This window comes from Leifsonia sp. NPDC077715, assembly GCF_040686855.1.
Classification (GTDB): domain Bacteria; phylum Actinomycetota; class Actinomycetes; order Actinomycetales; family Microbacteriaceae; genus Leifsonia.
In genome coordinates this window covers 841,413-868,018 of the sequence record NZ_JBFBOG010000001.1, presented here as the reverse complement: position 1 = coordinate 868,018, position 26,606 = coordinate 841,413, and the positions used below count along the sequence as shown (strand labels likewise).

28 protein-coding genes and 1 tRNA gene are annotated in these 26,606 nt (G+C 68.3%); 22 read left to right on the top strand and 7 right to left on the bottom strand.

Going from position 1 to position 26,606, the window contains the following annotated elements; genetic code table 11:
• Window positions 1–13 precede the first annotated feature (13 nt).
• The 12 genes from folE to cls all read left to right on the top strand — a co-directional run bounded on the left by folE (window position 14) and on the right by cls (window position 10,171).
• Window positions 14–592, top strand: coding sequence for a GTP cyclohydrolase I (gene folE / locus AB0P25_RS04345; RefSeq protein ID WP_363805601.1), 579 nt, complete (start codon window positions 14–16; stop codon window positions 590–592).
• Window positions 589–1,392, top strand: coding sequence for a dihydropteroate synthase (gene folP / locus AB0P25_RS04340; RefSeq protein WP_363805600.1), 804 nt, complete (start codon window positions 589–591; stop codon window positions 1,390–1,392). The genes folE and folP overlap by 4 nt, the downstream gene beginning before the upstream one ends.
• Window positions 1,385–1,768 (top strand): dihydroneopterin aldolase, encoded by a 384-nt coding sequence (gene folB, locus AB0P25_RS04335; protein ID WP_363805599.1) that lies wholly within the window; start codon window positions 1,385–1,387, stop codon window positions 1,766–1,768. The genes folP and folB overlap by 8 nt, the downstream gene beginning before the upstream one ends.
• A complete protein-coding gene (gene folK / locus AB0P25_RS04330; RefSeq protein ID WP_363805598.1) occupies window positions 1,765–2,319 on the top strand; it encodes a 2-amino-4-hydroxy-6-hydroxymethyldihydropteridine diphosphokinase in 555 nt (184 codons plus the stop codon). The genes folB and folK overlap by 4 nt, the downstream gene beginning before the upstream one ends.
• Window positions 2,316–2,795 (top strand): DUF3180 domain-containing protein, encoded by a 480-nt coding sequence (locus AB0P25_RS04325; RefSeq protein WP_363805597.1) that lies wholly within the window; start codon window positions 2,316–2,318, stop codon window positions 2,793–2,795. The genes folK and AB0P25_RS04325 overlap by 4 nt, the downstream gene beginning before the upstream one ends.
• Window positions 2,779–3,264 (top strand): PH domain-containing protein, encoded by a 486-nt coding sequence (locus AB0P25_RS04320; RefSeq protein ID WP_363805596.1) that lies wholly within the window; start codon window positions 2,779–2,781, stop codon window positions 3,262–3,264. The genes AB0P25_RS04325 and AB0P25_RS04320 overlap by 17 nt, the downstream gene beginning before the upstream one ends.
• Window positions 3,261–5,018, top strand: a complete 1,758-nt coding sequence (locus AB0P25_RS04315; protein ID WP_363805594.1) for a PH domain-containing protein — start codon at window positions 3,261–3,263, stop codon at window positions 5,016–5,018. Before AB0P25_RS04320 ends, AB0P25_RS04315 begins: the two co-directional genes overlap by 4 nt.
• Window positions 5,018–5,935: a DUF2520 domain-containing protein gene (locus AB0P25_RS04310; protein ID WP_363805593.1), complete on the top strand. Its 918-nt coding sequence runs from the start codon at window positions 5,018–5,020 to the stop codon at window positions 5,933–5,935. Before AB0P25_RS04315 ends, AB0P25_RS04310 begins: the two co-directional genes overlap by 1 nt.
• A 39-nt stretch (window positions 5,936–5,974) precedes the next feature.
• The gene (gene panC / locus AB0P25_RS04305) at window positions 5,975–6,847 is read left to right on the top strand and encodes a pantoate--beta-alanine ligase (protein ID WP_363805592.1); all 873 of its coding nucleotides are present in this window, start codon (window positions 5,975–5,977) and stop codon (window positions 6,845–6,847) included.
• Between the two features lie 42 nt (window positions 6,848–6,889).
• A complete protein-coding gene (gene lysS, locus AB0P25_RS04300; RefSeq protein WP_363805591.1) occupies window positions 6,890–8,416 on the top strand; it encodes a lysine--tRNA ligase in 1,527 nt (508 codons plus the stop codon).
• 33 nt (window positions 8,417–8,449) lie between these two features.
• Entirely contained in the window at window positions 8,450–8,623 is a 174-nt protein-coding gene (locus tag AB0P25_RS04295) for a hypothetical protein (RefSeq protein ID WP_167552369.1), read from the top strand.
• A gap of 84 nt (window positions 8,624–8,707) precedes the next feature.
• The gene (gene cls, locus AB0P25_RS04290) at window positions 8,708–10,171 is read left to right on the top strand and encodes a cardiolipin synthase (RefSeq protein WP_363805590.1); all 1,464 of its coding nucleotides are present in this window, start codon (window positions 8,708–8,710) and stop codon (window positions 10,169–10,171) included.
• A 19-nt stretch (window positions 10,172–10,190) separates the two neighbouring features.
• Here cls and AB0P25_RS04285 read toward each other — a convergent pair whose 3' ends face one another.
• The 3 genes from AB0P25_RS04285 to AB0P25_RS04275 all read right to left on the bottom strand — a co-directional run bounded on the left by AB0P25_RS04285 (window position 10,191) and on the right by AB0P25_RS04275 (window position 11,999).
• Window positions 10,191–10,601, bottom strand: coding sequence for a type II toxin-antitoxin system VapC family toxin (locus AB0P25_RS04285; RefSeq protein ID WP_363805589.1), 411 nt, complete (start codon window positions 10,599–10,601; stop codon window positions 10,191–10,193).
• A complete protein-coding gene (locus AB0P25_RS04280) occupies window positions 10,598–10,882 on the bottom strand; it encodes a hypothetical protein (RefSeq protein ID WP_363805588.1) in 285 nt (94 codons plus the stop codon). The genes AB0P25_RS04285 and AB0P25_RS04280 overlap by 4 nt, the downstream gene beginning before the upstream one ends.
• 142 nt (window positions 10,883–11,024) lie before the next feature.
• Window positions 11,025–11,999, bottom strand: a complete 975-nt coding sequence (locus tag AB0P25_RS04275) for a pirin family protein (protein WP_363805587.1) — start codon at window positions 11,997–11,999, stop codon at window positions 11,025–11,027.
• 56 nt (window positions 12,000–12,055) lie between these two features.
• On the opposite strand from AB0P25_RS04275, the gene AB0P25_RS04270 reads away from it, so the two are divergent.
• From AB0P25_RS04270 to AB0P25_RS04250, 5 genes are all read left to right on the top strand, one after another.
• Window positions 12,056–12,478 carry a hypothetical protein gene (locus AB0P25_RS04270; RefSeq protein WP_363805586.1) on the top strand — a complete coding sequence of 141 codons (423 nt, stop codon included), beginning with the start codon at window positions 12,056–12,058 and terminating at the stop codon, window positions 12,476–12,478.
• A gap of 130 nt (window positions 12,479–12,608) precedes the next feature.
• A complete protein-coding gene (locus AB0P25_RS04265) occupies window positions 12,609–15,131 on the top strand; it encodes an ATP-dependent Clp protease ATP-binding subunit (RefSeq protein ID WP_363805584.1) in 2,523 nt (840 codons plus the stop codon).
• Between the two features lie 145 nt (window positions 15,132–15,276).
• Window positions 15,277–17,199, top strand: a complete 1,923-nt coding sequence (locus AB0P25_RS04260; protein ID WP_363805583.1) for an alkyl sulfatase dimerization domain-containing protein — start codon at window positions 15,277–15,279, stop codon at window positions 17,197–17,199.
• A 54-nt stretch (window positions 17,200–17,253) separates the two neighbouring features.
• Window positions 17,254–17,769: an amino-acid N-acetyltransferase gene (locus AB0P25_RS04255; RefSeq protein WP_363805581.1), complete on the top strand. Its 516-nt coding sequence runs from the start codon at window positions 17,254–17,256 to the stop codon at window positions 17,767–17,769.
• 63 nt (window positions 17,770–17,832) lie between these two features.
• Window positions 17,833–18,468 (top strand): hypothetical protein, encoded by a 636-nt coding sequence (locus AB0P25_RS04250; protein ID WP_363805579.1) that lies wholly within the window; start codon window positions 17,833–17,835, stop codon window positions 18,466–18,468.
• On the opposite strand, the gene AB0P25_RS04245 is transcribed toward AB0P25_RS04250, so the two are convergent.
• Entirely contained in the window at window positions 18,455–18,832 is a 378-nt protein-coding gene (locus tag AB0P25_RS04245; protein ID WP_363805578.1) for a YciI family protein, read from the bottom strand. The genes AB0P25_RS04250 and AB0P25_RS04245 overlap by 14 nt on opposite strands.
• A 70-nt stretch (window positions 18,833–18,902) precedes the next feature.
• Entirely contained in the window at window positions 18,903–20,264 is a 1,362-nt protein-coding gene (gene radA / locus AB0P25_RS04240; RefSeq protein WP_363805577.1) for a DNA repair protein RadA, read from the bottom strand.
• Between the two features lie 139 nt (window positions 20,265–20,403).
• On the opposite strand from radA, the gene AB0P25_RS04235 reads away from it, so the two are divergent.
• Window positions 20,404–21,330: an alpha/beta fold hydrolase gene (locus tag AB0P25_RS04235; RefSeq protein WP_363805576.1), complete on the top strand. Its 927-nt coding sequence runs from the start codon at window positions 20,404–20,406 to the stop codon at window positions 21,328–21,330.
• Here the strand turns inward: AB0P25_RS04235 and AB0P25_RS04230 are convergent.
• The gene (locus AB0P25_RS04230) at window positions 21,320–22,114 is read right to left on the bottom strand and encodes an SGNH/GDSL hydrolase family protein (protein ID WP_363805575.1); all 795 of its coding nucleotides are present in this window, start codon (window positions 22,112–22,114) and stop codon (window positions 21,320–21,322) included. The two genes, AB0P25_RS04235 and AB0P25_RS04230, sit on opposite strands and share 11 nt — an antisense overlap.
• Window positions 22,115–22,202: 88 nt before the next feature.
• Between AB0P25_RS04230 and AB0P25_RS04225 the strand changes: the two genes are divergently transcribed.
• The 3 genes from AB0P25_RS04225 to AB0P25_RS04215 all read left to right on the top strand — a co-directional run bounded on the left by AB0P25_RS04225 (window position 22,203) and on the right by AB0P25_RS04215 (window position 24,931).
• Window positions 22,203–22,292: transfer RNA gene (locus AB0P25_RS04225), tRNA-Ser, on the top strand.
• A 156-nt stretch (window positions 22,293–22,448) separates the two neighbouring features.
• A complete protein-coding gene (locus AB0P25_RS04220; RefSeq protein WP_363805574.1) occupies window positions 22,449–24,077 on the top strand; it encodes a DUF262 domain-containing protein in 1,629 nt (542 codons plus the stop codon).
• 74 nt (window positions 24,078–24,151) lie between these two features.
• Window positions 24,152–24,931: a hypothetical protein gene (locus AB0P25_RS04215; protein ID WP_363805573.1), complete on the top strand. Its 780-nt coding sequence runs from the start codon at window positions 24,152–24,154 to the stop codon at window positions 24,929–24,931.
• Here the strand turns inward: AB0P25_RS04215 and AB0P25_RS04210 are convergent.
• Window positions 24,925–26,058: a tyrosine-type recombinase/integrase gene (locus AB0P25_RS04210; RefSeq protein ID WP_363805572.1), complete on the bottom strand. Its 1,134-nt coding sequence runs from the start codon at window positions 26,056–26,058 to the stop codon at window positions 24,925–24,927. The genes AB0P25_RS04215 and AB0P25_RS04210 overlap by 7 nt on opposite strands.
• 138 nt (window positions 26,059–26,196) lie before the next feature.
• On the opposite strand from AB0P25_RS04210, the gene AB0P25_RS04205 reads away from it, so the two are divergent.
• Window positions 26,197–26,601 carry a hypothetical protein gene (locus AB0P25_RS04205; RefSeq protein WP_363805571.1) on the top strand — a complete coding sequence of 135 codons (405 nt, stop codon included), beginning with the start codon at window positions 26,197–26,199 and terminating at the stop codon, window positions 26,599–26,601.
• The last annotated feature ends 5 nt before the right edge of the window (window positions 26,602–26,606 follow it).

The following is a 26,606-nucleotide window of genomic DNA, read 5'->3' as shown; positions in this document are numbered from 1 at the left end:
GGCCGCCGCGCGCATGGCCGGAATCGATCGTCCGCGCATCGAAGCGGCCGTCGCCGAGATCCTCGCCGCCATCGGCGAGGATCCGGCGCGTCCGGGGTTGCAGAGCACGCCGTCGCGCGTGGCCGACGCGTACGCGGAGTTCTTCGCCGGCGTCGGCCGTGACGCGGCCGGCGAGCTGGGCGACGCGGTTCCGCTCGAGGACGGCCACACCGCCGAGACGGTCCTGATGCGGGACATCGCCTTCCGGTCGGTCTGCGAGCACCACTTGCTGCCGTTCACCGGCGTCGCGCACGTCGCCTACCTTCCCGGCGAGACGGTGGTCGGCCTCGGCCGCATTCCCCGCGTCATCGAAACCCTCGCCGCCCGCCCGCAGCTGCAGGAGCGACTGACCGAGCAGATCGCCGACACGATCGAGCAGGGCACCGGCGCCCGCGGCGTGCTGGTGGTGCTGGATGCGTCGCAGAGCTGCGTGACCACCCGCGGCCCGCGGCAGACCGGCAGCACGACGGTCACGGTCGCCGCACGGGGCGCGTATGCCGACCCCACGGCGCGCGCCGAGCTCATGGCGCTGATCGGGCGTGGCGTCGCGTGACCCTCATCATGGGCGTCCTCAACGTGACGCCGGACTCGTTCAGCGACGGCGGGCTCTGGCTGGAGCTCGAGGCGGCGATCGCGCACGGCCTGGAGCTCGTCGCCCAGGGGGCCGACATGATCGACGTGGGCGGCGAGTCCACCCGCCCGGGCGCCGTCCGCGTCGAACCGGAGGAGGAGCAGGCGCGCGTCGTGCCGGTCATCCGCGAGCTCGCGGGGCGCGGGGTGACGGTGAGTGTCGACACGCTCAACGCCTCCACCGCGCGCGCCGCCGTCGAGGCCGGAGCGGCGATCATCAACGACGTCTCGGGCGGCCTCGCCGACCCGGGGATGCCGGACGCGGTGCTCGAAACGGATGCGCAGTACGTCGTCATGCACTGGCGCGGCCGGCTCGACGCCGCCGACTCCCGCGCGGTGTACCAGCACACGGTCGCCGAGGTGCGGTCGGAGCTGTCGGCGCGCGTGACCGACCTCGTGCGTCGCGGCATCGATCCGGCGAAGCTCATCCTGGACCCCGGTCTCGGCTTCTCGAAGAACGCCCGCCACAACTGGCAGGTGCTCGCCGGGCTGCACGAGATCGAGACCCTCGGCTATCCGGTGCTCATCGGGGCCTCCCGCAAGCGGTTCCTCGGCGCGCTGCTTCCGGAGGGCGCCCCGGCCGAGGACCGCGACGCACCGACCGCCGTCATCTCGGCGCTGGCCGCGCAGGCGGGCGCGTGGGCGGTGCGCGTGCACGACGTGCCGTCGACCCGGATCGCTCTCGACGTCGTTCGCTCGTGGCAAGCTGGACGCGATGAATAGCATCCAGTCGCGGCCGACGGACTCGATCATCCTGACCGGGTTGCGCGTGCGCGCCCATCACGGCGTTTTCGACTTCGAACGGGAGCAGGGCCAGGAATTCGTCGTCGACGTGACGGCGTGGCTCGACCTGGGCCCGGCGGCATCGGGCGACGATCTCGGCGCGACCGTCCACTACGGCGAGCTGGCCGAGGAGGTCGTGGGCGCGGTCGAGCGCGACCCGGTCGACCTCATCGAGACTGTCGCCGAGCGCGTCGCCGCGACCGTGCTGGCCCATGAGCCGGTGGACGCGGTCGAGGTCACCGTCCACAAGCCGCAGGCCCCCATCGCCGTGCCTTTCGGCGACGTCGCCGTCCGCATCCTGCGGAGCCGACCGTGAACGCCGCGCCGATCGGCAAGCCGGTCCGGATGCGCGTCGGCGTACCCGCGGTGCTCGCGTTCGGCAGCAACCTCGGCGATCGCGCCGTGACCATCCAGCAGGCACTGGACGCGGTGCGCGGCGAGCCGGGCATCGACGTGCAGTCCGTGTCGCGCCTGTACGAGACGCCGGCGCTGAAGCTCGACGGCATCGACGACGACGCGCCCGCCTATCTCAACGCGGTCGCCGTGGTCCGGACGCTCCTGGAGCCGCTGGACCTCCTCGGCGTGGTCAACGCAATCGAGGACGGGCTCGGGCGTGTCCGCGAGGAGCGCTGGGGCGACCGTACCATCGACATCGACGTCGTCGATTACGACCGCATCGTGTCGGACGACGACCCGCGGATCGTCCTCCCGCATCCCCGCGCGCACGAGCGGGCGTTCGTGCTCGTCCCGTGGCTGGACGCCGACCCGCAGGCGTACCTGGTCGGCTACGGACCGGTGGCGGACCTCGTGAAGACCGTCGACGATCCCGTGACCCTGTGGACCGGGCCCGGAACGGACGCCTCGTGAAGCGCACCCGTCCCACCACGCTGATCGGGCTCGGCGTCGCCGGCCTCGTCGTCGGCTTCCTCGCGGAGCTGGCGGCCGCCAGCATGGGAGCCCCCGTCTTCATCCCGCCGCTGACGCTGCCGATCACCCTGCTCGCGGTGGCGATCATCGTCGTCGCGTTCGCGGTGCCGATCCGTCGGGCCGTTCGCGGGCGCAACGTCCGCCGGATCGACCCGTTCCAGGCGACGCGGATCGTGGTGCTGGCCAAGGCGTGCGCGCTGAGCGGCGCGCTGCTCGTCGGTGCCGGCGTCGGGATCGGCGCCTACCTGCTGACAAGGGATGTGCTCCCCGGGAACAACAGCATCCTCCTGACGGCGCTGGCGACCGTCGGCGCCGTGGTGCTGCTGGTGGCCGGGCTGATCGCCGAACTGTTCTGCACCCTCCCGCCCGGCGACGACGACGAGCGTACGGAGAGCGTCCATGCCCGAACGGATTGACCTCAGCGTCGGCGAGTGGCGCCGAGTCTCGCCGAAGTACGTGCTGGTCGTGATCGCGAGCACGGTGATCACCGGGCTGGTGCTGTCCGCCGCGAGCCTGTTCCTGTGGCTGGTCGGGGGGTGGCCCTTCGGCTGGGTGGCGCTGTCCGTCGTGGTCGTCATCACCGTCATCGCGCTGATCATCGCGCCGCGCCGCGCTCGCTCGATCGGCTACCGGCTGCGCGAGGACGACCTGCTGTTCCGTCGCGGCATCATGTTCCAGCGATTCGTCTCGGTGCCGTACGGCCGGATGCAGCTGATCGACATCAACCGCGGCCCGGTCAGTCGCGCGCTCGGCCTGGCGGACCTCAAGTTCGTGACGGCCGCCGCATCGACCGGGGTCATGGTGCCCGGGCTGCCGGAGCCCGAGGCGGCCGAGTTGCGCGACCGGCTGGTGGAGCTGGCGGAGAGCAGGCGGGCGGGATTGTGAGCGCCCCGCACCCGCCCGGACCGGACCCGGCCTCGACCCCGCCGACGCCGCTGCCGGGCCCGGCGCTGTCATCGGCGGAGCGCGCCGCCGAGCGGTACACGGACGGCGAATGGCACCGGCTGCATCCCGCGACACCGCTGCTGCGCGGCGGCATCGTGTTCATCGCCATCTTCGGTTTCGTGCTGTCGAACCTGCGCGAGCGTCTGATCGGCTTCTTCGTCGGGACGCCGGAGTACGGCGGCGACCCGCTGGATGCGATCTACAACCATGGCTGGGAGGGCTGGGCTCTGCTCGGCGTCGCTGTCGTGCTCCTGCTCTGCCTGGGTGCCTTCTACCTGTCGTGGCGCATGCACAGCTTCCGCATCACGGGCGACGCCGTCGAGGTGCGCAGCGGCTTGCTGTTCCGGACGCAGCGCAAGGCGCGGCTGGATCGCATCCAGGGCATCAACATCGTCCGGCCCCTGTTCGCTCGGCTGTTCGGCGCGGCGAAGCTGGACATCTCGGTGGCCGGCCACGACGCGAACGTGCAACTGGCGTACCTCGGGTCGGCCCTTGCGGACGGCCTGCGCGGCGACGTCCTACGGCTCGCCTCGGGGGTGCGCGCCGCGGAGGCGGCGGCGGTCGCATCGACGTCCACGGCTGCCCCCGCCACGGTCGCGGGCGTCGGTGCGCCCGGCTCGTCTGGCGATCCGGCCGCCGCGGTCGCTCCCGGGTCGCGCACCGCGGCCGTCGGGGACTTCGTGGGTCGTCGCGTCAACGAATTCCTCGCGCCCGAGCTCGACCCGAACGCCGCCCCGCCGGAGTCGGTCGTCAAGATCCCGCCCCTGCGGCTGTTCGGATCGCTGCTGCTGAGCGGCTTCACCGTCTTCGTACTGGTCGTCGTCGCCTTCCTCGTCTGGGGAGCCTCCACCGGCTCCGCATGGCTGCTGATCGTCGTCCTCCCGGGCCTGATCGGGTCCGCGAGCTTCTACATCCGCCGTTTCACCAAGTCCCTCCGCTATTCGATCGCCGGAACGCCGGACGGCGTCCGTGTCGGTTTCGGCCTGCTGACCACCAGCAACGAGACCCTGCCGCCCGGGCGCATCCACGCGGTCGAGGTGCTGCAGCCCCTGCTGTGGCGGCCGTTCGGCTGGTGGCAGATCCGGATCGACACCGCGGGGCACTCGCGCGAGAAGGGTGCAGCAGGTCAGCCGAACACGACCATGCTCCCGGTCGGCGACGCGACCGACGTCGCGCGCGTCCTCTCGCTGGTGCTCCCCGGCTTCGCGACCGAGCAGCACCGCGCTCTCATCGAGGCGGGCATGACATCGCGCGGCGACGACGATTACACCGGCAGCCCCCACCGTGCCGTGTGGATCCGTCCGCTCTCGTGGAGGCGCACCGGCTTCCGGGTGGTGGACGACGCGATCGTCCTCCGCCGCGGCTTCGTCTGGCGCAGTCTCGCGATCGTTCCTCTCGCGCGCCTGCAGAGCCTCGAACTGCAGCAGGGACCCCTGGACGCCGCCCTCCGCCTCGCGAAGGCCCGGTTCCACACCGTCTCGGGCCCTGTGCGCCCGCGCCTGGGCGCCATCGACGCCGCAACCGGCGCCCGTCTGTTCGAGGACGTCTCAGCCGGCGCGGTCGAGGCCGCCGCGGCCGACCGCACACACCGCTGGGGCGACGGCGGCCCGCGCGACGTCCCGTCCGTTGGGGACGCGCGCTCCGACCTCCCCACTTCGTCCACGATCCCCACCCACCACGAGGAGGAGCGCTGATGCTGCCGTCCGCCCGTCCGCCGTCGCAGCGTTCCGGCCGTCTCGGACTCGGCATCGTCGGAGCGGGCCGCGTCGGCCCTGTGCTGGGCTCCGCGCTCGCCGGCGCGGGCCATGCGATCGTCGGCATCTCGGCTGTGTCCGAGGCCAGCCGGGAGCGCGCGCAGGCCATGCTGCCGCGGGTTCCCATCCTCGACATCCCGACCATCGTCGAGCGGAGTGAGCTCGTCATCCTCGCCGTCCCCGACACCGAGCTGCCTCAGCTCGTCGCCGGTCTGGCCGCGACGGGGACCTGGCAGCCCGGTCAGATCGTGCTCCACACGGCTCCCGCCTTCGGAATCGGCGTGCTGCAGCCCGCCGCCGCCGCGGGCGCCATCCCGCTCGCTGTGCACCCCGCGCTCGAGTTCACCGGGACCAGCCTCGACCTCACCCGACTCGGTGAGAGCTACTTCGCCGTGACCGCGCCCGCGCCCGTCCTTCCGATCGCGCAGGCGCTGGTGGTCGAGATGGGCGGCGAACCGGTCGTGGTCGCCGAGGCCGATCGGCCGGCGTACGCGGAGGCGATCGCCACCGCCACCTCCTTCTCGCGCTCGATCGTCGAGCAATCGACCGGCCTGCTGCAGGGGATCGGCGTCGAGAACCCCGGGTCGTTCCTGAGTTCTCTCATCCGCTCCTCGGTGGACAACGCGCTCACCCGCGCGGGAGCACCGACACGTCTGGACCTCGACGAGATGCTGGACGCCCTCGCGGACGACGACCGTTCCGGCGACGGCGGTCCGGGCCGTGGCGGTCCTGGCGCCGCCGGTCCTGGCGCGGGTGGTCCCGGCGCGGGTGGTCCCGGCGCTGGTCCCGGCAGCCGCGGTCCTGGCACCGGCGACCCCGGCGACGACGGGCGCGGCTGGTACCTTCGCGGCGAGTAGCCTGGTCGAGGCCGGCGAGGATCGGCCGGAGGGACGCGAATGCCTGAGATCATCACCACCATCGCCGCGCTGCGGGAGCGGGTCGCCGACGTCCGGCGCATCGCCCGGCAGGAGGGGCCGGCCGATGCGCCCACCGGCCGGGTCGTGCTCGTCCCGACGATGGGGGCTCTTCACGAGGGCCACCTCCGGCTGGTGTCGAACGCCCGTGACCTCGGCGGCTTCGTGGTCGTCTCCATCTTCGTGAACCCGTTGCAGTTCGGGCCGGGCGAAGACCTGGACCGCTACCCGCGCACGCTCGACGCCGACGTGGCGGCCCTCGACGGCCTCGCCGACGTCGTCTTCGCCCCGACCGCTTCGGAGATGTACCCCGACGGCCCGAGCGAGACCCGGGTGACGCCGGGGGAGTCGGGCACGCTCTTCGAGGGCGCGTCCCGCCCCGGGCACTTCGACGGCGTGCTGACGGTGGTCAGCAAGCTCTTCCACATCGTCCAGCCGGATGTCGCTGTCTTCGGCCAGAAGGATGCCCAGCAGGTGCACGTGATCGGGCGCATGGTGGACGACCTCGACTTGCCGGTGAGGATCGCCGTCGTCGACACGGTCCGCGAGGAGGACGGCCTGGCGCTCTCGAGCCGTAACCGCTACCTCGGCGAGGATGACCGGGTCGCCGCGGTCACCCTGTCGCAGGCGCTCGCCGCGGCCTCCGAGGCCGCCACAGGCGGCGTCCCGGCCGCGCTCGAGGCGGCCCACGCGCGCATCGAGGCCGAGCCTGCCGTTAAGCTGGATTATCTCGCGATCGTCGAGCCGGATTCCTTCCGGGAGGCGTCGCCGGACCACCACGGCCCCGCACTGATGCTGATCGCCGCGCGGGTCGGAACGACCCGGCTGATCGACAACAAGCGCATCACGACGTGACCTGAGATGCACGACCCCGCCACCCGGAACGGAAAGACAGCGATGACCGACGCGCAGACCACCGCCGACGACCTGGCCCTCGACCCGACGGACGAGGATGTCAGCGAGCAGAAGGCGGTCCGGCTGAGCAAGCGCGACCGCCTGCTTACCGAGGCGGAGAACGCGGGCGGCGGCGCGTATCCGGTGCAGGTCCCCGTCACCACGACCATCCCGGCGGTGCGCGCCAAGTGGGACCACCTCCAGCCCGATGAGGGGTCCGGCGAGATCGTCGGCATCGCGGGTCGCGTCGTGCACCTGCGCAACACAGGGAAGCTCTGCTTCGCCGTGCTGCAGGCCGGAGACGGCTCCCGCATCCAGGTGATGGTCTCGCTGGCCGCCGTGGGCGAGGAGTCGCTGGTCGCGTGGAAGGAGCTCGTCGACCTGGGTGACCACGTCTTCGTCTCCGGCGAGGTCGTGTCGAGCCGCCGGGGCGAGCTGTCGGTGATGGCGCAGGAGTGGCGCATCGCCGCCAAGGCCCTGCTGCCGCTCCCGAACCTGCACAACGAGCTCAGCGAGGAGACGCGCGTGCGTGCGCGCTACCTCGACCTCATCGCTCGCGAGCAGGCCCGCAAGACGGTCCTCGACCGCGCGGCGGCGGTCGCGAGCCTGCGTCGCACCTTCGCCGAGCGCGAGTTCGTCGAGGTGGAGACCCCGATGCTGCAGGTGATGCACGGCGGCGCCTCGGCCCGGCCGTTCGTCACGCACTCGAACGCCTTCGACACCGAGCTCTACCTGCGGATCGCCCCGGAGCTCTATCTGAAGCGCGCTGTGGTCGGCGGCATCGACCGGGTGTTCGAGATCAACCGGAACTTCCGCAACGAGGGGGCCGACTCGACGCACTCGCCGGAGTTCGCGATGCTCGAGGCCTACCAGGCGTACGGCGACTACAACTCGATCGCCGACCTGACGCAGACGCTCATCCAGGACGCGGCGCTCGCCATCTCGGGCTCGCACGTCGTCACGTGGGCGGACGGCACCGAGTACGACCTCGGCGGCGAGTGGGACCGGATCCGGATGTACGACAGCCTCTCCGCGGCGATCGACGAGGAGATCACTCCCGAGACCCCGATCGAGCGCCTGCGCGAACTGGCGGCCGAGGCCGGCATCGAGATCGAGCACCCGCTCGCCGGCAAGTACGTCGAGGAGCTGTGGGAGCACTACGTCAAGACGGACCTGGTGCGCCCCACCTTCGTGATGGACTTCCCCGTCGACACGAGCCCGCTCGTCCGTGCCCATCGTTCCCGCGACGGCGTCGTGGAGAAGTGGGATCTCTACACGCGCGGCTTCGAGCTCGCGACCGGCTACTCCGAGCTGGTCGACCCCGTCGTCCAGCGCGAGCGATTCGTCGAGCAGGCGAAGCTCGCCGCGGCCGGCGACAACGAGGCCATGCGCCTCGACGAGGAGTTCCTGCGTGCGCTGGAGTTCGGGATGCCCCCGACCGGCGGCATGGGCATGGGCATCGACCGCCTGCTGATGGCTCTCACCGGCCTCGGCATCCGCGAGACCATCCTCTTCCCGCTGGTCAAGTAGCTCCCAGCGGGCGCGGGTTAGCATGGAAGCGTTATGAACGACGTCATCGGCGGTATCGTCTGGGCACTCGCACCCACCGTTCTGGTCGGGCTGCTGTTCTGGGCGATCATGCGCGCGATCGTGCGGGCTGACCGTAATGAGCGCAAGGCGTACTCGCGCCTGGAGGCGGAGGAGCGGGCCCGACGCGGTCTCGCTCCGAAGCCCTAACCGGCCTCGGGCTTCACATTCCGCTACGGTAACTCCGGAGGGCGCGCACGCGACCCTTGCGGTTTCGGAGGGATCTGCGCGCGGATGGAGACGGGCTTCTGGCTCACGGTCGGCTTCTGGCTGGCCCTGCTCGTCGACTTCATCATCCGTGTGCTGGCGATCATCATCGTCCCGCGCAACCGCAAGCCCACCTCTGCCACCGCGTGGCTGCTCGCGATCTTCCTCATCCCGTACATCGGCATCCTGTTCTTCCTGCTCATCGGCAGCTACAAGCTCCCGAAGCGCCGCCGCCAGAAGCAGGACGAGATCAACCGGTTCATCATCGACAGCACCGAGGGCATCGAGCGCGTACGCCGTGACCACCCGTGGCCCCCGTGGCTGGAGGGCGTCGTCGAGCTCAACCGGAAGCTGGGCGCGATGCCCCTGGTGGGCGGTAACCGCGCCTCGCTGAACGGCGACTACCAGGGCTCGCTCGACGCGATGGCCGCGGAGGTCGCCAAGGCCCGCCGTTACGTGCACGTCGAGTTCTACATCCTCACGCTCGACAAGACGACGGCGCCGCTGTTCGACGAGCTGGAGGCCGCAGTGAAGCGCGGGGTGATCGTTCGCGTGCTGCTCGACCACATCGCGTCGCTGCGGACACCCGACTACAAGAAGACCCTCAAGCGGCTCACGGCGATGGGCGCCAAGTGGCAGCTGATGCTCCCGGTGCAGCCTCTCAAGGGCAAGTACCAGCGGCCCGACCTGCGGAACCACCGGAAGCTGCTCATCGTCGACGGCCGTGTGGCCTTCATGGGCTCGCAGAACATCATCGACCGCAGCTACAACAAGAAGTCGAACATCCGGCGCGGGCTCAAGTGGAAGGAACTGATCGTCCGGCTGGAGGGCCCCATCGTCGCCGGTCTGAATGCCATCTTCATCACCGACTGGTACAGCGAGACCGACGAACTGCTCCGCCGCGAGACCGAGCCGATCACGGACGAGATCGACGACAACGAGCTCGACGCCCAGGTCGTGCCGTCCGGGCCGGGGTTCGCCGGCGAGAACAACCTGCGGCTCTTCCTGGCGCTGCTGTACTACGCCCAGGAACGCATCGTCATCACGTCTCCGTACTTCGTGCCGGACGAGTCGATGCTCATGGCTATCACCTCCGCCGTGCAGCGGGGGATCAAGGTCGACCTTTTCGTTTCGGAGATCGGCGACCAGGCGCTTGTGTACCACGCGCAGCGGTCGTACTACGAGGCGCTGCTGCGGGCGGGCGTGCGCATCTGGATGTACAAGGCCCCGTACATCCTTCATGCGAAGCACTTCACGATCGACGACGATGTGGCGGTCATCGGTTCGAGCAACATGGACATGCGCTCCTTTCAGCTCAACATGGAGGTCTCGTTGATGGTGCGCGGACGCTCCTTCGTCGAAGAGATGCGCAGGGTCGAGGACGGCTATCGCGAGGACAGCCGGGAGCTCACGCTCGAGGAGTGGATGAAGCAGCCCTTGCGCTCCACCGTGCTCGACAATCTCGCGCGGCTGACGTCCGCCCTGCAGTAGGGGCGGAGCGGAGGCGCGCTCATGCCGCGAGCAGGTCGGCCACGCGGAGCACGTCGCACCATGGTCGAGCGGCGCTGGCAAGCCGGCCGTCGGCGGTGAGCAGGGGGACGTCGAGCAGGCGCGCGAGGGCGACATACATGCCGTCGTAGGCGGTGAGGTTCTCGCGCCACCTCCAAGCCTCTTGCCACAGCGGCTCATGCTCCATGCGCACGATGTCCAGTCGATAGAAGGCCTGGATGGCCAGCTCACTTTGTCGGGCCTTCTCGGGTTGACGGCGTGCGTGTCGTCGCATCGCGCTCACGAACTCCGGATCGATGAGATGAGGGGCAACGAAAATGCAATCAGCGAGTTCTGGCTCCTGGAAAGCCCTCAGGCCGTCTGCCGCGAGCAGTTCGACGGCGGCGCTGCAATCGAGGACGGCGGACTTCATCGGTCGTCCCGGTCGGCACGGATCAGCTCGACGATCTCCTCCGTCGTGATGTCGAGCAGCGGCCCCAGCAGGGCGTCTCCGGGCGTCGCAGCGGCCTCTCTCCGCAGGCGGTGGGACGCTTTGACCTCGGTCCAGCGCTCGTCGATCCGCAGCCGTTCGGCTATGCGAGTGAGCTCGCGACGAAGGTACTCGGAGTACGAGATCCCCTTCGCCGCCGCGGCGTTCTTCAGGCGGTCATTGACCGCGGGATCCAGGTCTCTTACTTGCACGGTGACTCCCATGGTTCGAGGGTAGATGGGTGTGCATGCAGAAACAAGACATCTGCATGCATGGCGATATCGTCTCGTGTCGAGGCTCGCAGTGCGCGATGAAGCAGAAATCTGTGGAGAAGTGGCGGGACGGCAGGCCTGTGGACGGACGAGTTCAGCCCCGCGGCCGCAGCCGCACGGTCGGCAGCTCCGGCGCGGGCAGCGGCGAGCCGTCGTATCCCACCACCGTGCCGAACCGGCCGTCCGTGTCGTCACCGGCGATGACGTCGCCCTGCCAGTCCGCCCGGAACGCGACGATCTCCTCGTGACTGCGTCCGATGAAGTTCCACCACATGACGATCTCCTCGCCGAGCGGTTCGCCGCCGAGCAGCACGACCCGGGCGTCCGACGACGCATGCAGCGTCAGAACGCTGCGGCCGGGGGCGAGGTACGCCAGGTGCGACAGCGGCACCTCGACGTCCTCCACGGCCACGTCACCGGTGTCGACCAGGACGCCGTGCTCGAACGACTCCGTCACCGGCACCTCGATCGTCGCCCCGGCGGGCGCGACGATCTCCGCTCCGACCAGCGGCGAGAACACCGTGGCCGGCGTGCCGCTCCCGCCCAGCGAGCCGACGAACGTCCGCACCGTCCCCGCACCGAGGGGCGCCGCGACCGGCGCATGGTGCTCGAAGAACGGCGCGACATCCCGCGACGCCGAGGGCAGTGCGACCCACAGCTGCACGCCGTGCAAACGCTCCGTGCCCGGCGTCGAGACCTCCGAATGGCTGATGCCGTGCCCAGCGGTCATCAGGTTGAGCTCGCCCGGGCGCACGAGCGCGTGGCTGCCGACGCTGTCGCGGTGGTCGATCTCCCCCTCGAAGAGCCAGCTGACCGTCTGCAGGCCGGTGTGCGGGTGCGGAGGGACGCGCATCCCGCCCGACGACGACACGTCGTCCGGGCCGTAGTGGTCCACGAAGCACCAGCCGCCGATCAGCGAGCGGCGGCGCTGCGGGAGCGTCCGGCGGACCGTCATCGCGCGTGGACCGCCGAGCGGCACATCGCGCGGTTCCAGGATCTCGACCCGCGCATCCTCGAGCACGGCGGTGTCCGCCACGACTTCCGCCGGGTCGCGCTCCAGGTTGCTCATAGCGGCATCCTAAGCGTCCTGCGCGGATCCACAGCGGGCCTTCCTAGAATGGTCCCGTGCCCCGGACCGCCGCCCGTCTCCTCCCCGCCATCGCAGCGGTCGCGGCCGTCGCAGCGCTCGCGGGATGCACCGGCTCCCCGAGCCGCCCGCTGGAGGACTACGCGGGCGAGCCGAAGGGTGTGCAGCCACCCGCGAGCAGCGCAGGCGGCGCCTCCTGGGCGGTCTGGCTGGAGGACGGCGACCAGCTCGCCATCGTGCTCTACGGCAGCTCGACCTGCCCGCCCAAGGTGCAGAACGTGACCGCCTCCAGCGCCACCGAGATCACGGCGACGCTGGCACCGGCTCCCGGCGGGATCTGCACCCGCGACTTCGTGCCGCACACCACCGTCTTCAGCACCCCGGACCGGGTCACGAAGACCGGGGAGGTCACGGTCCTCCTCCCCGACACGACGCTCAAACTGCCCGCCCGCCAAGGCTGATCCCGGGCGATCCGCCCACCCCGCGCAACCGCGTCACGCCCACGGCGAACAGGGCCACGAAGGCGGGGGAGCGGTGGTTACTCTCTTTGTATCGACGCCGAACCTGCCCGGTGTCGTACGAGGAGTAGACATGTTCGAGAGATTCACCGACCGCGCCCGTCGCGTTGTCGTCCTGGCCCAGGAAGAGGCCAAGATGCTCAACCACAACTACATCGGCACCGAGCACATCCTGCTCGGCCTGATCCACGAGGGTGAGGGCGTCGCCGCCAAGGCGCTCGAGTCGCTCGGCATCTCGCTCGACGCCGTGCGCGAGCAGGTGCAGGACATCATCGGCCAGGGTCAGCAGCAGCCGACCGGCCACATCCCCTTCACGCCGCGCGCCAAGAAGGTGCTCGAGCTGAGCCTCCGCGAGGCGCTGCAGCTCGGCCACAACTACATCGGCACCGAGCACATCCTGCTCGGCCTCATCCGCGAGGGCGAGGGCGTCGCCGCCCAGGTCCTCGTGAAGCTGGGCGCCGACCTCAACCGCGTCCGCCAGCAGGTCATCCAGCTCCTCTCGGGATACCAGGGCAAGGAGCAGGTCCAGGTCGGCGGCAACGATCAGACCACCGCGCAGGCCGGTAGCCAGATCCTCGACCAGTTCGGCCGCAACCTCACGCAGGCCGCGCGCGACAACAAGCTCGACCCGGTGATCGGGCGCGAGAAGGAGATCGAGCGCGTCATGCAGATCCTGTCGCGCCGCTCCAAGAACAACCCCGTGCTGATCGGCGAGCCGGGCGTCGGCAAGACCGCCGTCGTCGAGGGCCTGGCGCAGGCGATCGTCCGCGGCGACGTGCCGGAGACGCTGAAGGACAAGCAGCTCTACACGCTCGACCTCGGCTCGCTCATCGCCGGCTCCCGCTACCGCGGTGACTTCGAGGAGCGCCTGAAGAAGGTCACCAAGGAGATCCGCACCCGTGGCGACATCATCACCTTCATCGACGAGATCCACACGCTCGTCGGCGCGGGTGCCGCCGAGGGCGCGATCGACGCGGCCAGCATCCTCAAGCCGCTGCTCGCCCGCGGCGAGCTGCAGACCATCGGCGCCACCACGCTCGACGAGTACCGCAAGCACTTCGAGAAGGATGCGGCCCTCGAGCGCCGCTTCCAGCCCATCCAGGTGGCCGAGCCCTCGCTGCCCCACGCGATCAACATCCTCAAGGGACTGCGCGACCGCTACGAGGCGCACCACAAGGTGTCCATCACCGACGGCGCGATCGTGGCCGCGGCCAACCTGGCCGACCGCTACATCCAGGACCGCTTCCTCCCGGACAAGGCCATCGACCTGATCGACGAGGCCGGCGCCCGCCTGCGCCTCTCGATCCTGTCGGCGCCGCCGGAGCTGCGCGAGTTCGACGACAAGATCGCCGCCGTGCGCTCCCAGAAGGAGGGCGCGATCGAGGACCAGGACTTCGAGAAGGCCGCCAGCCTGCGCGACGAGGAGAAGAACCTCCTCGGCGAGCGTCTGCGCCTCGAGAAGCAGTGGCGCTCGGGCGAGGTCAAGACCACGGCGGAGGTCGACGAAGGCCTCATCGCCGAGGTGCTGGCCCAGGCGACCGGCATCCCGGTGTTCAAGCTCACCGAGGAGGAGTCGGCTCGACTCGTCTACATGGAGAAGGCGCTGCACGAGCGCGTCATCGGCCAGGAGGAGGCCATCGCGGCCCTCTCGCGGACGATCCGCCGCACCCGTGCCGGCCTGAAGGACCCGAAGCGTCCCTCCGGTTCGTTCATCTTCGCCGGCCCCACCGGTGTCGGTAAGACCGAGCTGGCCAAGGCGCTCGCCGAGTTCCTGTTCGACGACGAGTCGGCGATGATCTCGCTCGACATGTCGGAGTACGGCGAGAAGCACACGGTCTCCCGACTGTTCGGCGCCCCTCCCGGGTTCGTCGGCTTCGAGGAGGGCGGCCAGCTGACCGAGAAGGTCCGCCGCAAGCCGTTCAGCGTGGTGCTGTTCGACGAGATCGAGAAGGCGCACCCGGACATCTTCAACTCGCTGCTCCAGATCCTGGAGGAGGGACGTCTGACGGATGGCCAGGGACGCGTGGTCGACTTCAAGAACACCGTGATCATCATGACCACGAACCTCGGTACGAAGGACATCTCCGGCGGCCCCGTCGGGTTCCAGATCGAGGGCGACCCGCAGACCGGCTACGACCGGATGCGCGGCAAGGTCTACGAGGAGCTGAAGAAGAACTTCAAGCCCGAGTTCCTGAACCGTGTCGACGAGATCATCGTCTTCCCGCAGCTGGACAAGAGCGAGCTCCTGCAGATCGTCGACCTGTTCATCAAGCGCCTGTCGACCCGACTGCTCGACCGCGACATGACCATCGAGCTGACCGTCCCGGCGAAGGAGCGGCTGATCGAGGTCGGGTTCGACCCGACGCTCGGCGCCCGCCCGCTGCGCCGCGCGGTCCAGCACGAGATCGAGGACCGGCTGAGCGAGAAGATCCTGCACGGCGAGCTGAACGCGGGCGACCACGTCCACGTCGACTTCGCCGACGGCGACTTCGTCTTCACGACGACGGCCCGCAAGGAGCCGATCGGCGCGGGCATCAACTCCGCCGCCGCGATCGGCACCGGGCCTGCGACCCCGGACCTCGCCGCGAACGACTGAGTCTCGTCACCGGAACGGCCGGCGCCCACCACGGGTGCCGGCCGTTCCGCGTTCTCAGCAGCGATCGGGTCTCCCCACCTGGTGGCCCAGCGGTTAGCCTGCGGCCGAGCGCACGTCGCAGGGACGAGGCCGGAGGGGACGAACGATGACGGATGCGGACGAGACGGCTCCGAAGGACGCCACGGAGCACACCCGCGCGGCGAACCGCGCGGCCCGGGACACGCTGCCCCTGCACGACAGACGGGATTACGAGGATGCCGCCCGCGGCTTCGTAGCGACGCTGGAGGATGCGCTCGTCGCCGGGCCCGGTGGGCTTCCTATCGCGGATCTCCGTTCCCACGACTTCCTCACCGCATCGGACGATGCGCCCGACACGGTCCATCCGAGCTTGTGGCGTCATGCGCAGGTGAATCACCATTACGGGCTCTTCGAGGTCGCCGAGGGCGTCTATCAGGTGCGCGGAGTCGACCTTGCGAACATCACCATCATCGAGGGCGACGCCGGCATCATCGTGATCGACCCTCTTACCTTCGCCGAGACAGCGCGCGCGGGGCTGGCGCTCTACCGCGAACATCGCGGAGACCGTCCGGTGACCGGGCTGGTGTACACCCACAGCCACGCCGACCACTTCGGCGGCTCCCGCGCCATCCTCGAGGACGCTCACGGCGGTGCGTTCCCCGTGATGGCACCCGACGGGTTCCTGTACGAGGCCGCAGCGGAGAACGTGTATGCCGGCACGGCGATGACCCGCAGGGCGTTGTACATGTACGGGCCGCTGCTCGCCCCCGGCCCGCGCGGGCAGGTGGATGCCGGGCTCGCGAACACGCTCAGCAACGGCGGCAGCGCCACTCTGGTCGCGCCCACAGACCTCATCCGCGAGACCGGTGAGACCCGGACCGTCGACGGTGTCGAGATGGTGTTCCAGATGGCGCCGGGCACCGAGGCGCCGGCGGAGATGCTGATCCACTTCCCGAAGCTGCGCCTGCTGTGCGCCGCGGAAGACCTCAACCACCTCATGCACAACCTCTACACGCTGCGGGGTGCGCAGGTCCGCGACGCCGCGACCTGGTGGAAGACGCTGAACGACACCATCCAGCTGTTCGGCGACGACACGGATGTCGTGGTGGGCCAGCACGGGTGGCCGCGCTGGGGCACCGCCGACATCCGCGAATACCTGGCGAACCAGCGCGACCTGTACAAGTTCATCCACGACGAGACGCTGCGCCTCGCGAACCGCGGGCAGACCATGACGGAGATCGCGGAGGAGCTGCGGCTGCCCGCCGGGCTGGAGAAGGAGTGGTACAGCCACGGCTACTACGGTTCGCTCAGCCATAACGCCAAGGCGGTCTACCAGCGGTACCTCGGCTGGTACGACTCGCATCCGGCGCACCTGAATCAGCTCCCGCCGTCTGAGGCCGGTCCGCGTTACGTCGAGTACATGGGCGGAGCGGACGCGGTGATCGAGAAGGCGCGACGAGCGTTCGAGGAGGGCGACTACCGCTGGGTCGCGGAGGTGCTGACGCACGTCGTGTTCGCGGATCCCGCGAACCGGGAGGCCGCGCTGCTGCAGGCGGACACCCTCGAACAACTCGGCTACCAGTCGGAGAATCCGACCTGGCGCAACGAGTACCTGATGGGCGCGCTCGAGCTGCGCAACGGGGTCCGCGATCTGGGCACCATCCAGCTGGCCACCGCGGACGTCTTCGCAGCGATGACGCCGGATATGATCCTCGACTTCGCGGGGATCAAACTGAACGGCACGGAGGCGGGTGACCTCCGGGGCGAGATCGGCTGGACGGTCACGGCGGAGGGCGAGGACCCGGTCGACCTGCTCCTCGAGCTGAGGAACGGTGTGCTCGTGTACACGCGCGGGGCGTCGTTCGACGGCGTGGCGACGACGGTCGCTTCGTCGAAGGCCGCGCTCGCCGCGGCACTGTTCGGCGGCACGTCGATCGACGACGCGATCGCCTCGGGGGACATCGCGGTCACCGGCGACGACTCCGTGGTGAGGAAGCTCTTCGGACTGCTCGACGACTTCCCGCTCTGGTTCCCCATCGTCCAGCCCTGAGCGGAGCCGGGTGCGCGGACGAATCGGCGTCCGCGCACTCGGTAGGGTTGATGGGTGAGCGACAGCGGTCCAGGATTCAGCATCCGGCGCGCGCGGACGGGTGACGTCCCGCGCATCCAGCAACTGGTGGAGCCTCTGGTCCAGCGACGCATCCTGCTCGGCAAGGAGACGGTCACGTTCTACGAGGCCGTGCAGGAGTTCCGGGTCGCGGAGGACGCCGACGGCGAGCTCATCGGCTGCGGTGCGCTGCACGTGATGTGGAGCGACCTGGGCGAGGTCCGCACGCTCGCCGTCTCTGACGCCTGGCTCGGCAAGGGGGTCGGCCACGCGCTGCTCGCCCGATTGGAGACGGATGCGCGCGAGCTGGGGCTGAACCGCCTGTTCTGCCTCACCTTCGAGGTGGGCTTCTTCGGCCGCAACGGCTTCGTGGACATGGGCGCCGAGACCGTCGACCCGCAGCTGTACGCCGAGCTCGTGCGCTCGCACGACGAGGGCGTCGCCGAGTTCCTGGACCTCGCGCGAGTGAAGCCGAACACCCTCGGCAACACCCGGATGCTCAAGCGTCTCTGAGCGCCGCCTGACCACCGGGCGCGCCTGTCCGGCGGCCTCCCGCCTGCTGGCTATCATGCGGGCATGTCGACGTTCAAGAACCCGGTCGGCCCCCAGCCGAGCAGCGTCTACTGGCGTCGCCGGCTCATCGTCCTCCTCGGCGTGGTCGCCGTCGTGGTCGTCATCATCCTGATCGTGGTTCGTCCGGGCTCCGCGGGCGGCGAGCCCGCCAAGAAGCAGCCTGCGCCTGCCGCGACGAACACCCCCGCGGCCGGGTCCACGAGCATCCCGACCAGCAGCGCGTCGGCGGAGGGACAACCGTGCAAGCCCGCGGACGTGCGGGTCGAGGCCGTCACCGACAGGGACCAGTACGCCGCGGGCGAGCTGCCGCAGCTATCCGTGGCCCTGACCAACACCGGTTCCGCGGCGTGCACCATCGACGCCGGGACGGCTCAGCAGGTGTTCACGATCACCAGCGGCTCCGAGGTCTACTGGAAGTCGACGGACTGCCAGAGCGACAAGGTGGATGCGGAGGTGCTGCTGCAGCCCGGCAAGACCATCTCGTCGCAGGCTCCGATCACCTGGGACCGGACCCGATCCGACCCGTCGACCTGTCAGGCGACCCGTGAGCAGGTGCCCGCGGCGGGCGCGTCGTACCACCTGGAGACCAGTGTCTCCGGTGTGAAGAGCTCCGAGACGAAGCAGTTCATCCTGCAGTGACGGCGGTGACGCCCTCGCCGCTGCCTCCGTCGGCGCGCGTGTAGGCTCCCACGATCTCGCGAACCTCGACGCCGGCGCTGTGACGGATGGCCGGGTTCTGCCGGGCGAGCACGAGTGCCGCCTCCCGGTCGTCGGCCTCGACGATGCCGACGCCGGCGATGAACTCCTTGGTCTCGGTGTACGGCCCGTCCGTCTCGCCGCTGCCGCGGATCGAGGTGGCCGCGGCCGGCTCGCTCAGGGCGTAGGCGGCCGTGAGGGCCCCCGCCGCGATGAGGTCGTCGGAGTGCTTCTCGTGCTCGGCGAGTTCGGCGTCGTCGTGCTCCGCCGTCGGGTCGGAGTAGATGAAGATCGCGTACTGAGGCATGTCGGTTCTCCCGTCTCTGTCGGAATGCTCCCACCGGTGCGTCGAACGGCGATGCCCGCGATCGACATCGTCAGAACGCCGCGTCGAGCTCCCGCTCCCGCTCGGTGGACGCGGCGCTGAATGCCAGGCGCAGGGCCTCGCGGATGGACGCGCTGCGGTCGTCGACCCGGGTGGCGAACCCCAGCCGAGCCGCCTCGGACGTGCGCTGCTTGCCGCTCACGACCGGTCGGATCTCTCCGGCCAGACTGATCTCGCCGAACGCGGCCAGGTTGTGCGGGATGGCCCGGTCGGTCGCGGCGGAGGCGATGGCCAGCGCGATCGCCAGATCGGCTCCGGGCTCTGTGAGCCGCACCCCGCCGACGGTCGAGACGTAGACGTCCTTGTCGCCGAGCTTGATGCCCGCCCGGCGCTCGAGCACCGCCAGCAGCATCGCGACGCGGGACGCATCCACCCCGTTGGTGACGCGGCGCGGATTGGGTGCCGTGGTGCCGACGACGAGCGCCTGCACCTCGACCGGCAGCGGTCGGCGTCCCTCCATGGCGACCGTCACGCACGTGCCGGACACCGGCGTCGTCGTGCGGCTGAGGAACAGCCCGCTCGGGTCGGGCACCTCGGCGATGCCGTCGCCGGCCATCTCGAAGCAGCCGACCTCGTCCGTCGGCCCGAACCGGTTCTTGAGGGCCCGGACGAACCGCAGCGCGGTCTGCCGGTCGCCCTCGAACTGGCACACCACGTCGACCAGGTGCTCCAGCAGCCGGGGGCCGGCGATCGAGCCGTCCTTGGTCACGTGGCCGACGATCAGCACCGGGAGGTCGCGTTCCTTGGCCACCCGGATGAGCGTGCTGGCGACCTCGCGCACCTGGCTCGGACCGCCCGCGATGCCTTCGGCCGAGCTGCTGGACACCGTCTGCACCGAGTCCACGATCACGAGCGAGGGCTGCACGGCGTCGATCTGCGCGACGATGGTGGCGAGGTCGGTCTCGGATGCGAGATACAGCTCGTCGTGGACCGCCCCCGTGCGCTCGGCGCGCATCCTGACCTGGCTCACCGACTCCTCGGCGCTGACGTAGAGCACCCGGTTGCGGGCCCGTGCCGCCCGCGAGGCCACCTCGAGGAGCAGCGTGGACTTGCCGACCCCGGGCTCGCCGCTCAGCAGGATGGCCGCGCCCGGCACGATCCCGCCGCCGAGAACACGGTCGAACTCGCCGATGCCGCTCGGCCGCCGCGGCACCCGATCGGCCTCTATGTCGGTGATCGCGCGCGCCTCGCGCCCGGCCGCGATCGTCACCGGCTTGAGCGCCCGGAGCACGCCGGTCGGCTGAGCCGCTTCTTCGACCGTGCCCCACGCCTCGCAGTTGGAACAGCGGCCGACCCACTTGGCCGTGCTCCAGCCGCACTCGGAGCAGCGGTAGGTGACAGACGCTTTGGGCACGGAACCTCCTGGATCGTGCTCCACCCTACGGCGAGCCACCGTCATCCCAGGAAGGATCGCGGCGACCTGTGGACATCGACGCTGCGGCCGGCCCTGTGACCACTTCTGCCCGGCCCCTCCCGAGAGCACAATGGGCCGCATGGCTGATCGCATGTTCACTCTCCGCACCGGCCGGAAGGTCGGCGTCACCGCTCTTGGCGACCCGGATGCCGAACGCATCGTGATCTTCTGCCACGCCGCCCCCGGGTCCTCGATCTTCGATCCGGACCCGGACGCCTCCAGCGAGCGCAACGCCCACATCGTCGCCCTCGACCGCCCCGGCTACGGCTCGAGCGACCCCTGGCCCGTCGGGAGCTGGCCGAGCATCGTGCAGGCCGCGGACGACATCGCCGAATACCTCCGGTCGGTCGTCGTCGCCGAGTCGGTCATCGGGGTGAGCCGTCCCCGCACGGTCGGCATCGCCGGCTGGTCGGCGGGCGGACGGGTCGCGCTCGCCGTCGCCGCACGCCATCCACAGCTCGTGGACCGCGTCGCCATCGTCGGCACGCCCGCGCCGAACGAGGCGGTGCCGTGGATCGCACCGGCGCAGCAGGAGCTCTCCGATCAGCTCGCCGCGATGTCCCCGGCGGATGCGATGGCGAAGCTGAGCGGCATGCTGCAGCCGCAGGCGGACGCCGTCGCCGCCGCCGACGAGCCGGGGGACGTGCCGCTCGATATGCTCGGCATCGGCGCGGCCGACGCACAGGCGCTGGGTGGCCCGGGCGTGCACGACCGGCTCGGGATGATGCTGAAGGACGCGTTCCGTCAGGGCACCGGGGGAGTCGCCGGCGACATCCTCAGCTACACCGCCCGGCCGTGGGGTTTCGATCTCGGCGACGTCGCGGCCAAGACGCTCATCCTGGCCGGCCAGGCCGACCCGCTGGCCGGGCACGCGCACGCCGCCTGGTACAAGAACGCGCTGCCGGACGCGCGGGTGGAGATGGTCCCGGGCGCGGGCCACCTGGCCGTCGTGCCGATGTGGGGACGCATCCTCTCGCACCTGGCACCGGCGACCGTCAGGCGCTGAGCGCTTCCTCCTGCTCCACCGGCTCGCCGGTCCGCGGGAACAGGGCGCGTGCGCGCGCCGTGACCGCCGGCAGGAAGGCGGACGCCCACACGCGGTAGCCGCGGTCGTTGGGGTGGAAGAGGTCTTCGGCGAACTGCGTGAACGCGCCGCGCAGTCCCTCGCGCCGCATCGTCTCGTGCAGCGGGACGACGGTCAGCCCCCGCGAGGCCGCCTCCTCCTCGAGGATGCGGTTGCCCTCGGCGACCTTCCTCTCGTTCCAGGGCAGGTAGAAGTAGGGGAGATCGGCCACGATGGTGTGGTCGGGCACGGCGGCGAAGACCTTGCGCATCCCCTCCCGGAACCGCGCGGCGTCGAACGCGGCGATGTCGTTGGCGCCGATGGAAACGGTCACGATGTCGGGCCGCAGGCTCGCGAACCGCGGAAGCTGGTCCGCGACCGCCAGCGCGACCGTCGCACCCGAGACGGAGAGGTTGACGACGCGTACGGTGCGCCCGGTCACCGCCCGAAGGTGGTCTGCGATGACGCCGACGTAGCTGTTCTTGGGCGCGGAGGCCCCGATGCCCTGCGCGGCACTGTCCCCGATGGCGACGTAGAGCAGTTCACCGGGGTCCTTCGCCGCATCCCGCCACCACTTCGAGTGCACGGGAAGCAGCTCGTTGAGCCGTACGCGCCCCTCGGCGACAGCGACGCGCTTCGCCTGGATGCGCTGCCATCCGACGCCGGCCAGGACGGCGGTCACGCCCAGGCTCACGATGGCGACAAGGAGACGGCGGAGAGCTCTCATGGACGGAACAGTAACCCCCGACCACCGACGCGGAAAGCGGGGGCCGCCCGATTGGAGTCGTCCGTCGGAATCGCGTACGATAGTCCGCGGTACCGTGTCCGAGCGGCCGAAGGTGCAACTCTCGAAAAGTTGTGTGGGTGAAAGCCCACCGTGGGTTCAAATCCCACCGGTACCGCCAATATGAAGCCCCCGCGATCCCAGCTTTCACAAGGGATGCGGGGGTTTCTTCTGCCTGGGCTCGCGCTGTTTGACTACATTTTGACTACACATGCTGGCACGCCCTCCGTCCGAGGGAAGGGTAAAGGCCGGCTGTGCCCTCCTAGCGTTCGTGAGCATGGCTGCTAGCCTCGCCCTAGAGCGAGGGAGCACTGTGAGCGAGCCCATACAGATCCAAAGACTCATTGAGCGCGTCATTCATGGTGAAATTCGTGTGCCGGGATTCCAGCGCAATTTTGTTTGGGACCCCGATCGGGCGGCGCTCCTCATGGACTCGATATTCAAGGGCTATCCGTTTGGATCTGTGCTGCTTTGGCGAACAAGGACCGTGCTCCGCACGGAAAAGCGGCTGGGCGGATTTGAACTTCCCGATCCTGAGGCCGATTACCCAATCGACTACGTTCTCGACGGCCAACAACGCATCACGTCGATATTCGCCGCCTTCCAAACGGTCCTGCCAGAGCAAGCCGAAGATCCCGCAGTCTGGCTGCCGATCTACTACGACTTTGAAGCTCAGTCCGACGCCCAGGACTCGAAGTTCGTCGCTTTGGCCGCAGAAGATGTCAATATCGATCGTCACTTTGCTCTTCGCTCCTTCTTCGACCCTGTGACGTTTGCTCAAGAGCAGCGGCAATTGGACGACGAACGACTTACCGAGATCGTTCAAGTCCAGTCCCGCTTCACGGGAACCCTCATCCCCGTCGAGACCTTCGCTGAAGAGGACCGGGCAAGCGTTGCGATCGTGTTTGAGCGGGTTAATCGACTGGGGATCAAGCTTGACACGTTCCAGTTGTTGACGGCGTGGACCTGGAGCGAGGACTTCGACTTACAGTCGCGCTTCGAAGACCTCGCCGAGCGATTTGACGAGTTTGGGTTTCACGATGTCGGGACGGACAACGACCTCATGTTGCGCTGCACTGCGGCCGTACTGAGGGGTGATCCCTCACCAACGGCACTCATCGACGTTAATGGGGCTGAGGTTCGGGAGCAGTTCGAGACGGTCATCAGATCGCTTGAGGGCGCGATCGATTTTCTTCGGCACAACATTCACGCAAGGCATCTAAGGTTCCTTCCGTATTCAGCGCTCCTAGTCCCGCTATGTGCATACTTTTCCAAACGGCAGGGGCAGTCGGTCTCCTCTTCGGATCGTGACACGTTGCTTCGATGGTTCTGGCGAACGTCCTTCACACATCGGTACAGCGGAAACCCTTCGCGCAACGTCAAGGCGGACGTTCAACAGGCACTGAAACTGCGGAACGGCGAGCCAAACACGCTGGATGACGTCGGGGTCGCCATCGACCTCGGGTTCTATACAGCTCGCGGCTTCAACACCGGGACGGTCGCCACGAAGGCGTTCATACTGCAACTTGCCGGACACCATCCGCGCTCGTTTATGAGCGGCTCGCTCATACCGCTCGAGACAGTCTTGGCTGAACCGAATCGACGGGAGTATCACCACTGCTTCCCGAAGGCCTATCTGGTGAACAACAGCGTGGATCTGAAGGGCATCAGACTCGACTGTTTAGCGAACTTCGCATTCCTAAGCCGCGCCGAGAACCGGGAGATCTCGGACAAGGCGCCCTCACAGTACCGCTCCCTGATGGGCAGCCCGATAGATGACATCCTGACCTCGCAAATCGTCCCGGTGGAACTCTTCTCGGACGACTGGGGTGAATTCATCTTGGAACGGGCTTCTGACTTGCTTATTGACGCTGAGGACCTAATGAATACAGGTCTTCCGGAGTAACTCGCGGACATGTGGAGAGTGCTTGGACGATGCGATTTCTGGACCTGCTAACGGACCCATATCGTTCGGACCTAATGCTGGACGAGGTCGACCAGGAGCTTGACGGAATTCTCGCGATGCACCGATACCTCGTTTCCAGCACTCATGCCGTATTCGACGCTGCATACGATCGCTTCTTGGAAGCAAACGACCAGGAAGATTATGACGGCGGAGACGCGATCTGGGACGCGGAGCAACAGCTCGGATTCAACCCATGGGACATTGAGGCCCACGCCGGCCTGATGGCGATTGTGCGCGCCGTTTCGCTGTGCGAGGTAGGGCTTGCTCTCCTCGCCAAAGAACAACTGGTTGACCCTGGACCTTGGATCTTTCCGAACGGGGCGACATGGACACGCGAGCTCGAGTCCCTCTTTTTCAAGACAACGCTCAAGAGGCCCTTTAATGTGAACGGCGGTGGGTTCCGAGCAATCCGAAGCCTCAGGGATCTCTACGTGCACGGGTACGGATCGCCGATCACGGAGGATCGGCGGCGGACCCTTGCTCGCCAGCTCTATTCCGCCATTCCTACTGGGCCGATCACTCCCGGCGAGGAACGGCTCGGCTATTCCGGAGGCGTCTACTTCTTTGGCGAGCACGCGACTTACGATCCGGCAACGGGGTCGCTAGACAATGAACTCTTCTTGTCGATGCGAGCAGACATGAGTCCGCTGGCAACGTACCGGTGTATTGAGACAATTCGTGGACATTTCGTTGCCGCAGCGAACGCGATCGGCGAAGGGCTGAGAGATGATCTATCGCGGGACAACTGCAAGTTTGTTCGAGTGGCTGAGGATCGAGCTGCGCGAAATCAATAGAGTTCGCTAGTTTGGTCGGTTGAATTCAATCCGATTGCTATTGAGCGTGCTCGGTCGAGGGTGGTAGCAACGACGTCCAGGTCATCGTCGAAGAGATCGGCATAAGTGTCCAATGTCATGGCGGCCGACGAATGGCCCAGCATTCGCTGCACAGCCTTGACGTTGGCTCCCGCGCTGATCGCCAGGCTCGCGGCAGTGTGCCGTAGGTCATGGATCGTGACACGTGGGAAATTCTTGTCGACGGCCTGCGTCCGCGCGATCGCGTAAACGTACCAACCGCGGCGACGATCTGGTTGGCGCAGGTAGTTATCCCCGTCGCCGAAGACCAATTGGGATGAGGTCTTGTGCTCTGTGATCGCCCTAAGGAGCGGAGCGAGGAACGGCGGAAACGGGACGCTGCGAGCTTCGCCCGTTTTAGGCGTACCGACATGGATCGTGCCCGAGACCTCAACTGCGTTTTCGTGCACATCGACACGTCGACGATTCAAATCAACATCGCCAACATGCAGCGCAATTGCTTCGCCCCACCGCAGGCCGGTGTAGGCGAGGAAAAGGACCATGGTCCGGTGCTTCTTAGCGCTGTCAGCGAGGAGCTCGACTTGCGCGTGACTAAGGTACCTATGCTTTCCCTTCAGCTTTCGAGGAAGGTTGACGCCTCGCGCCGGGTTCAACGGGATTCGGCGATCCATCACTGCGGTGTCGAGAATGCCAGCGAGAACACCATAGGCGCGTAGGACAGTTGTCGCCGAGCGCGGTTTGCCATCGCCCTTGGTGAAGGCGGTGACCCAGTTTTGGACCTCCGAATGGCGGATTTCCCCTACCCGTCGGCTTCCCCATTTTGGTTCGACGTGAAGTCGCCAGGCGATCTCGACGGGACGGAGTGACGAGGGCTTCAGATGGTGTTGATTGGCCAGCCACTCAGCACCCAGGGCGCTGATCGTAGACCGCGACGCTCGAGCGTCCATGAACTCGCCTCGAGCCTTGGCGACCTCAATGGATGCTAGAAAGAGTTCGGCATCTCGCTTCGTTCGAAATCCGCGCTTGCCAGTTAGTGCGTGCTCAGGCGTTCTGTACTGGACGCGATAGCGCTTGCCGCCTCCCGCCTCATACGCGTGAATGCTCCCCATGCCTCAGCTCCAATCGCCGATCGGGGCCCTGCGCCTCGATGACGTCGGTGGTGTCAGGCTACGCGCGAGCGCTGACATCCCGTCGTCCGGACGCAGCTCCCACCTAGCGAGGACAGCAGTCTCGGGCAGACTGGTCTTGTGGAAGGACGGGCTCCGAAGCCGAAACCCTGGGGAGTTTCGGACGATGAAGCAATCGAACTGTGCCGCGACTGGATGATCTACCTCGGCGCAGCGGACACAGTCGTGGCCGGTGGATCTTCGGTTCAGGCTTGTGACCTCTACAGTGCCGGCTACCTGGCGTGGGTCGAAAACAAGACGGGGAACGTCGAGATCGGCCTGGTTGAGCATGCGGCGGCCGTCGCCGCCGTTGACGGTCGTAGAGCGCTGATCTTCGCTCGTCGTGGCGTGATCCCCGCCGCGCGGGTGAGGGCCGACGAGTTCGGAATTGCCATATTCGGGTTCGACCCTCAAGGTGGGACGCTGGATGGCGTCAACTTGCTTGGCCGCGAGCTGTTCGCAATGGCTCACGCCCGGCAGGATTAGCGGCT

Excerpts from the sequence above, each read along its gene's own strand:
- cls (WP_363805590.1), top strand. The coding sequence starts at position 8,708 with ATGGAGACGGGCTTCTGGCTCACGGTCGGCTTCTGGCTGGCCCTGCTC.
- AB0P25_RS04230 (WP_363805575.1), bottom strand. The coding sequence starts at position 22,114 with ATGAGAGCTCTCCGCCGTCTCCTTGTCGCCATCGTGAGCCTGGGCGTG.
- AB0P25_RS04220 (WP_363805574.1), top strand. The coding sequence starts at position 22,449 with ATGGCTGCTAGCCTCGCCCTAGAGCGAGGGAGCACTGTGAGCGAGCCC.
- lysS (WP_363805591.1), top strand. The coding sequence starts at position 6,890 with ATGACCGACGCGCAGACCACCGCCGACGACCTGGCCCTCGACCCGACG.
- AB0P25_RS04260 (WP_363805583.1), top strand. The coding sequence starts at position 15,277 with ATGACGGATGCGGACGAGACGGCTCCGAAGGACGCCACGGAGCACACC.
- AB0P25_RS04235 (WP_363805576.1), top strand. The coding sequence starts at position 20,404 with ATGGCTGATCGCATGTTCACTCTCCGCACCGGCCGGAAGGTCGGCGTC.
- panC (WP_363805592.1), top strand. The coding sequence starts at position 5,975 with ATGCCTGAGATCATCACCACCATCGCCGCGCTGCGGGAGCGGGTCGCC.
- AB0P25_RS04285 (WP_363805589.1), bottom strand. The coding sequence starts at position 10,601 with ATGAAGTCCGCCGTCCTCGATTGCAGCGCCGCCGTCGAACTGCTCGCG.
- AB0P25_RS04280 (WP_363805588.1), bottom strand. The coding sequence starts at position 10,882 with ATGGGAGTCACCGTGCAAGTAAGAGACCTGGATCCCGCGGTCAATGAC.
- AB0P25_RS04295 (WP_167552369.1), top strand. The coding sequence starts at position 8,450 with ATGAACGACGTCATCGGCGGTATCGTCTGGGCACTCGCACCCACCGTT.
- AB0P25_RS04215 (WP_363805573.1), top strand. The coding sequence starts at position 24,152 with ATGCTGGACGAGGTCGACCAGGAGCTTGACGGAATTCTCGCGATGCAC.
- AB0P25_RS04250 (WP_363805579.1), top strand. The coding sequence starts at position 17,833 with ATGTCGACGTTCAAGAACCCGGTCGGCCCCCAGCCGAGCAGCGTCTAC.
- folB (WP_363805599.1), top strand. The coding sequence starts at position 1,385 with ATGAATAGCATCCAGTCGCGGCCGACGGACTCGATCATCCTGACCGGG.
- AB0P25_RS04265 (WP_363805584.1), top strand. The coding sequence starts at position 12,609 with ATGTTCGAGAGATTCACCGACCGCGCCCGTCGCGTTGTCGTCCTGGCC.
- AB0P25_RS04310 (WP_363805593.1), top strand. The coding sequence starts at position 5,018 with ATGCTGCCGTCCGCCCGTCCGCCGTCGCAGCGTTCCGGCCGTCTCGGA.
- folE (WP_363805601.1), top strand. The coding sequence starts at position 14 with ATGGCCGGAATCGATCGTCCGCGCATCGAAGCGGCCGTCGCCGAGATC.
- AB0P25_RS04320 (WP_363805596.1), top strand. The coding sequence starts at position 2,779 with ATGCCCGAACGGATTGACCTCAGCGTCGGCGAGTGGCGCCGAGTCTCG.
- AB0P25_RS04210 (WP_363805572.1), bottom strand. The coding sequence starts at position 26,058 with ATGGGGAGCATTCACGCGTATGAGGCGGGAGGCGGCAAGCGCTATCGC.
- AB0P25_RS04245 (WP_363805578.1), bottom strand. The coding sequence starts at position 18,832 with ATGCCTCAGTACGCGATCTTCATCTACTCCGACCCGACGGCGGAGCAC.
- AB0P25_RS04275 (WP_363805587.1), bottom strand. The coding sequence starts at position 11,999 with ATGAGCAACCTGGAGCGCGACCCGGCGGAAGTCGTGGCGGACACCGCC.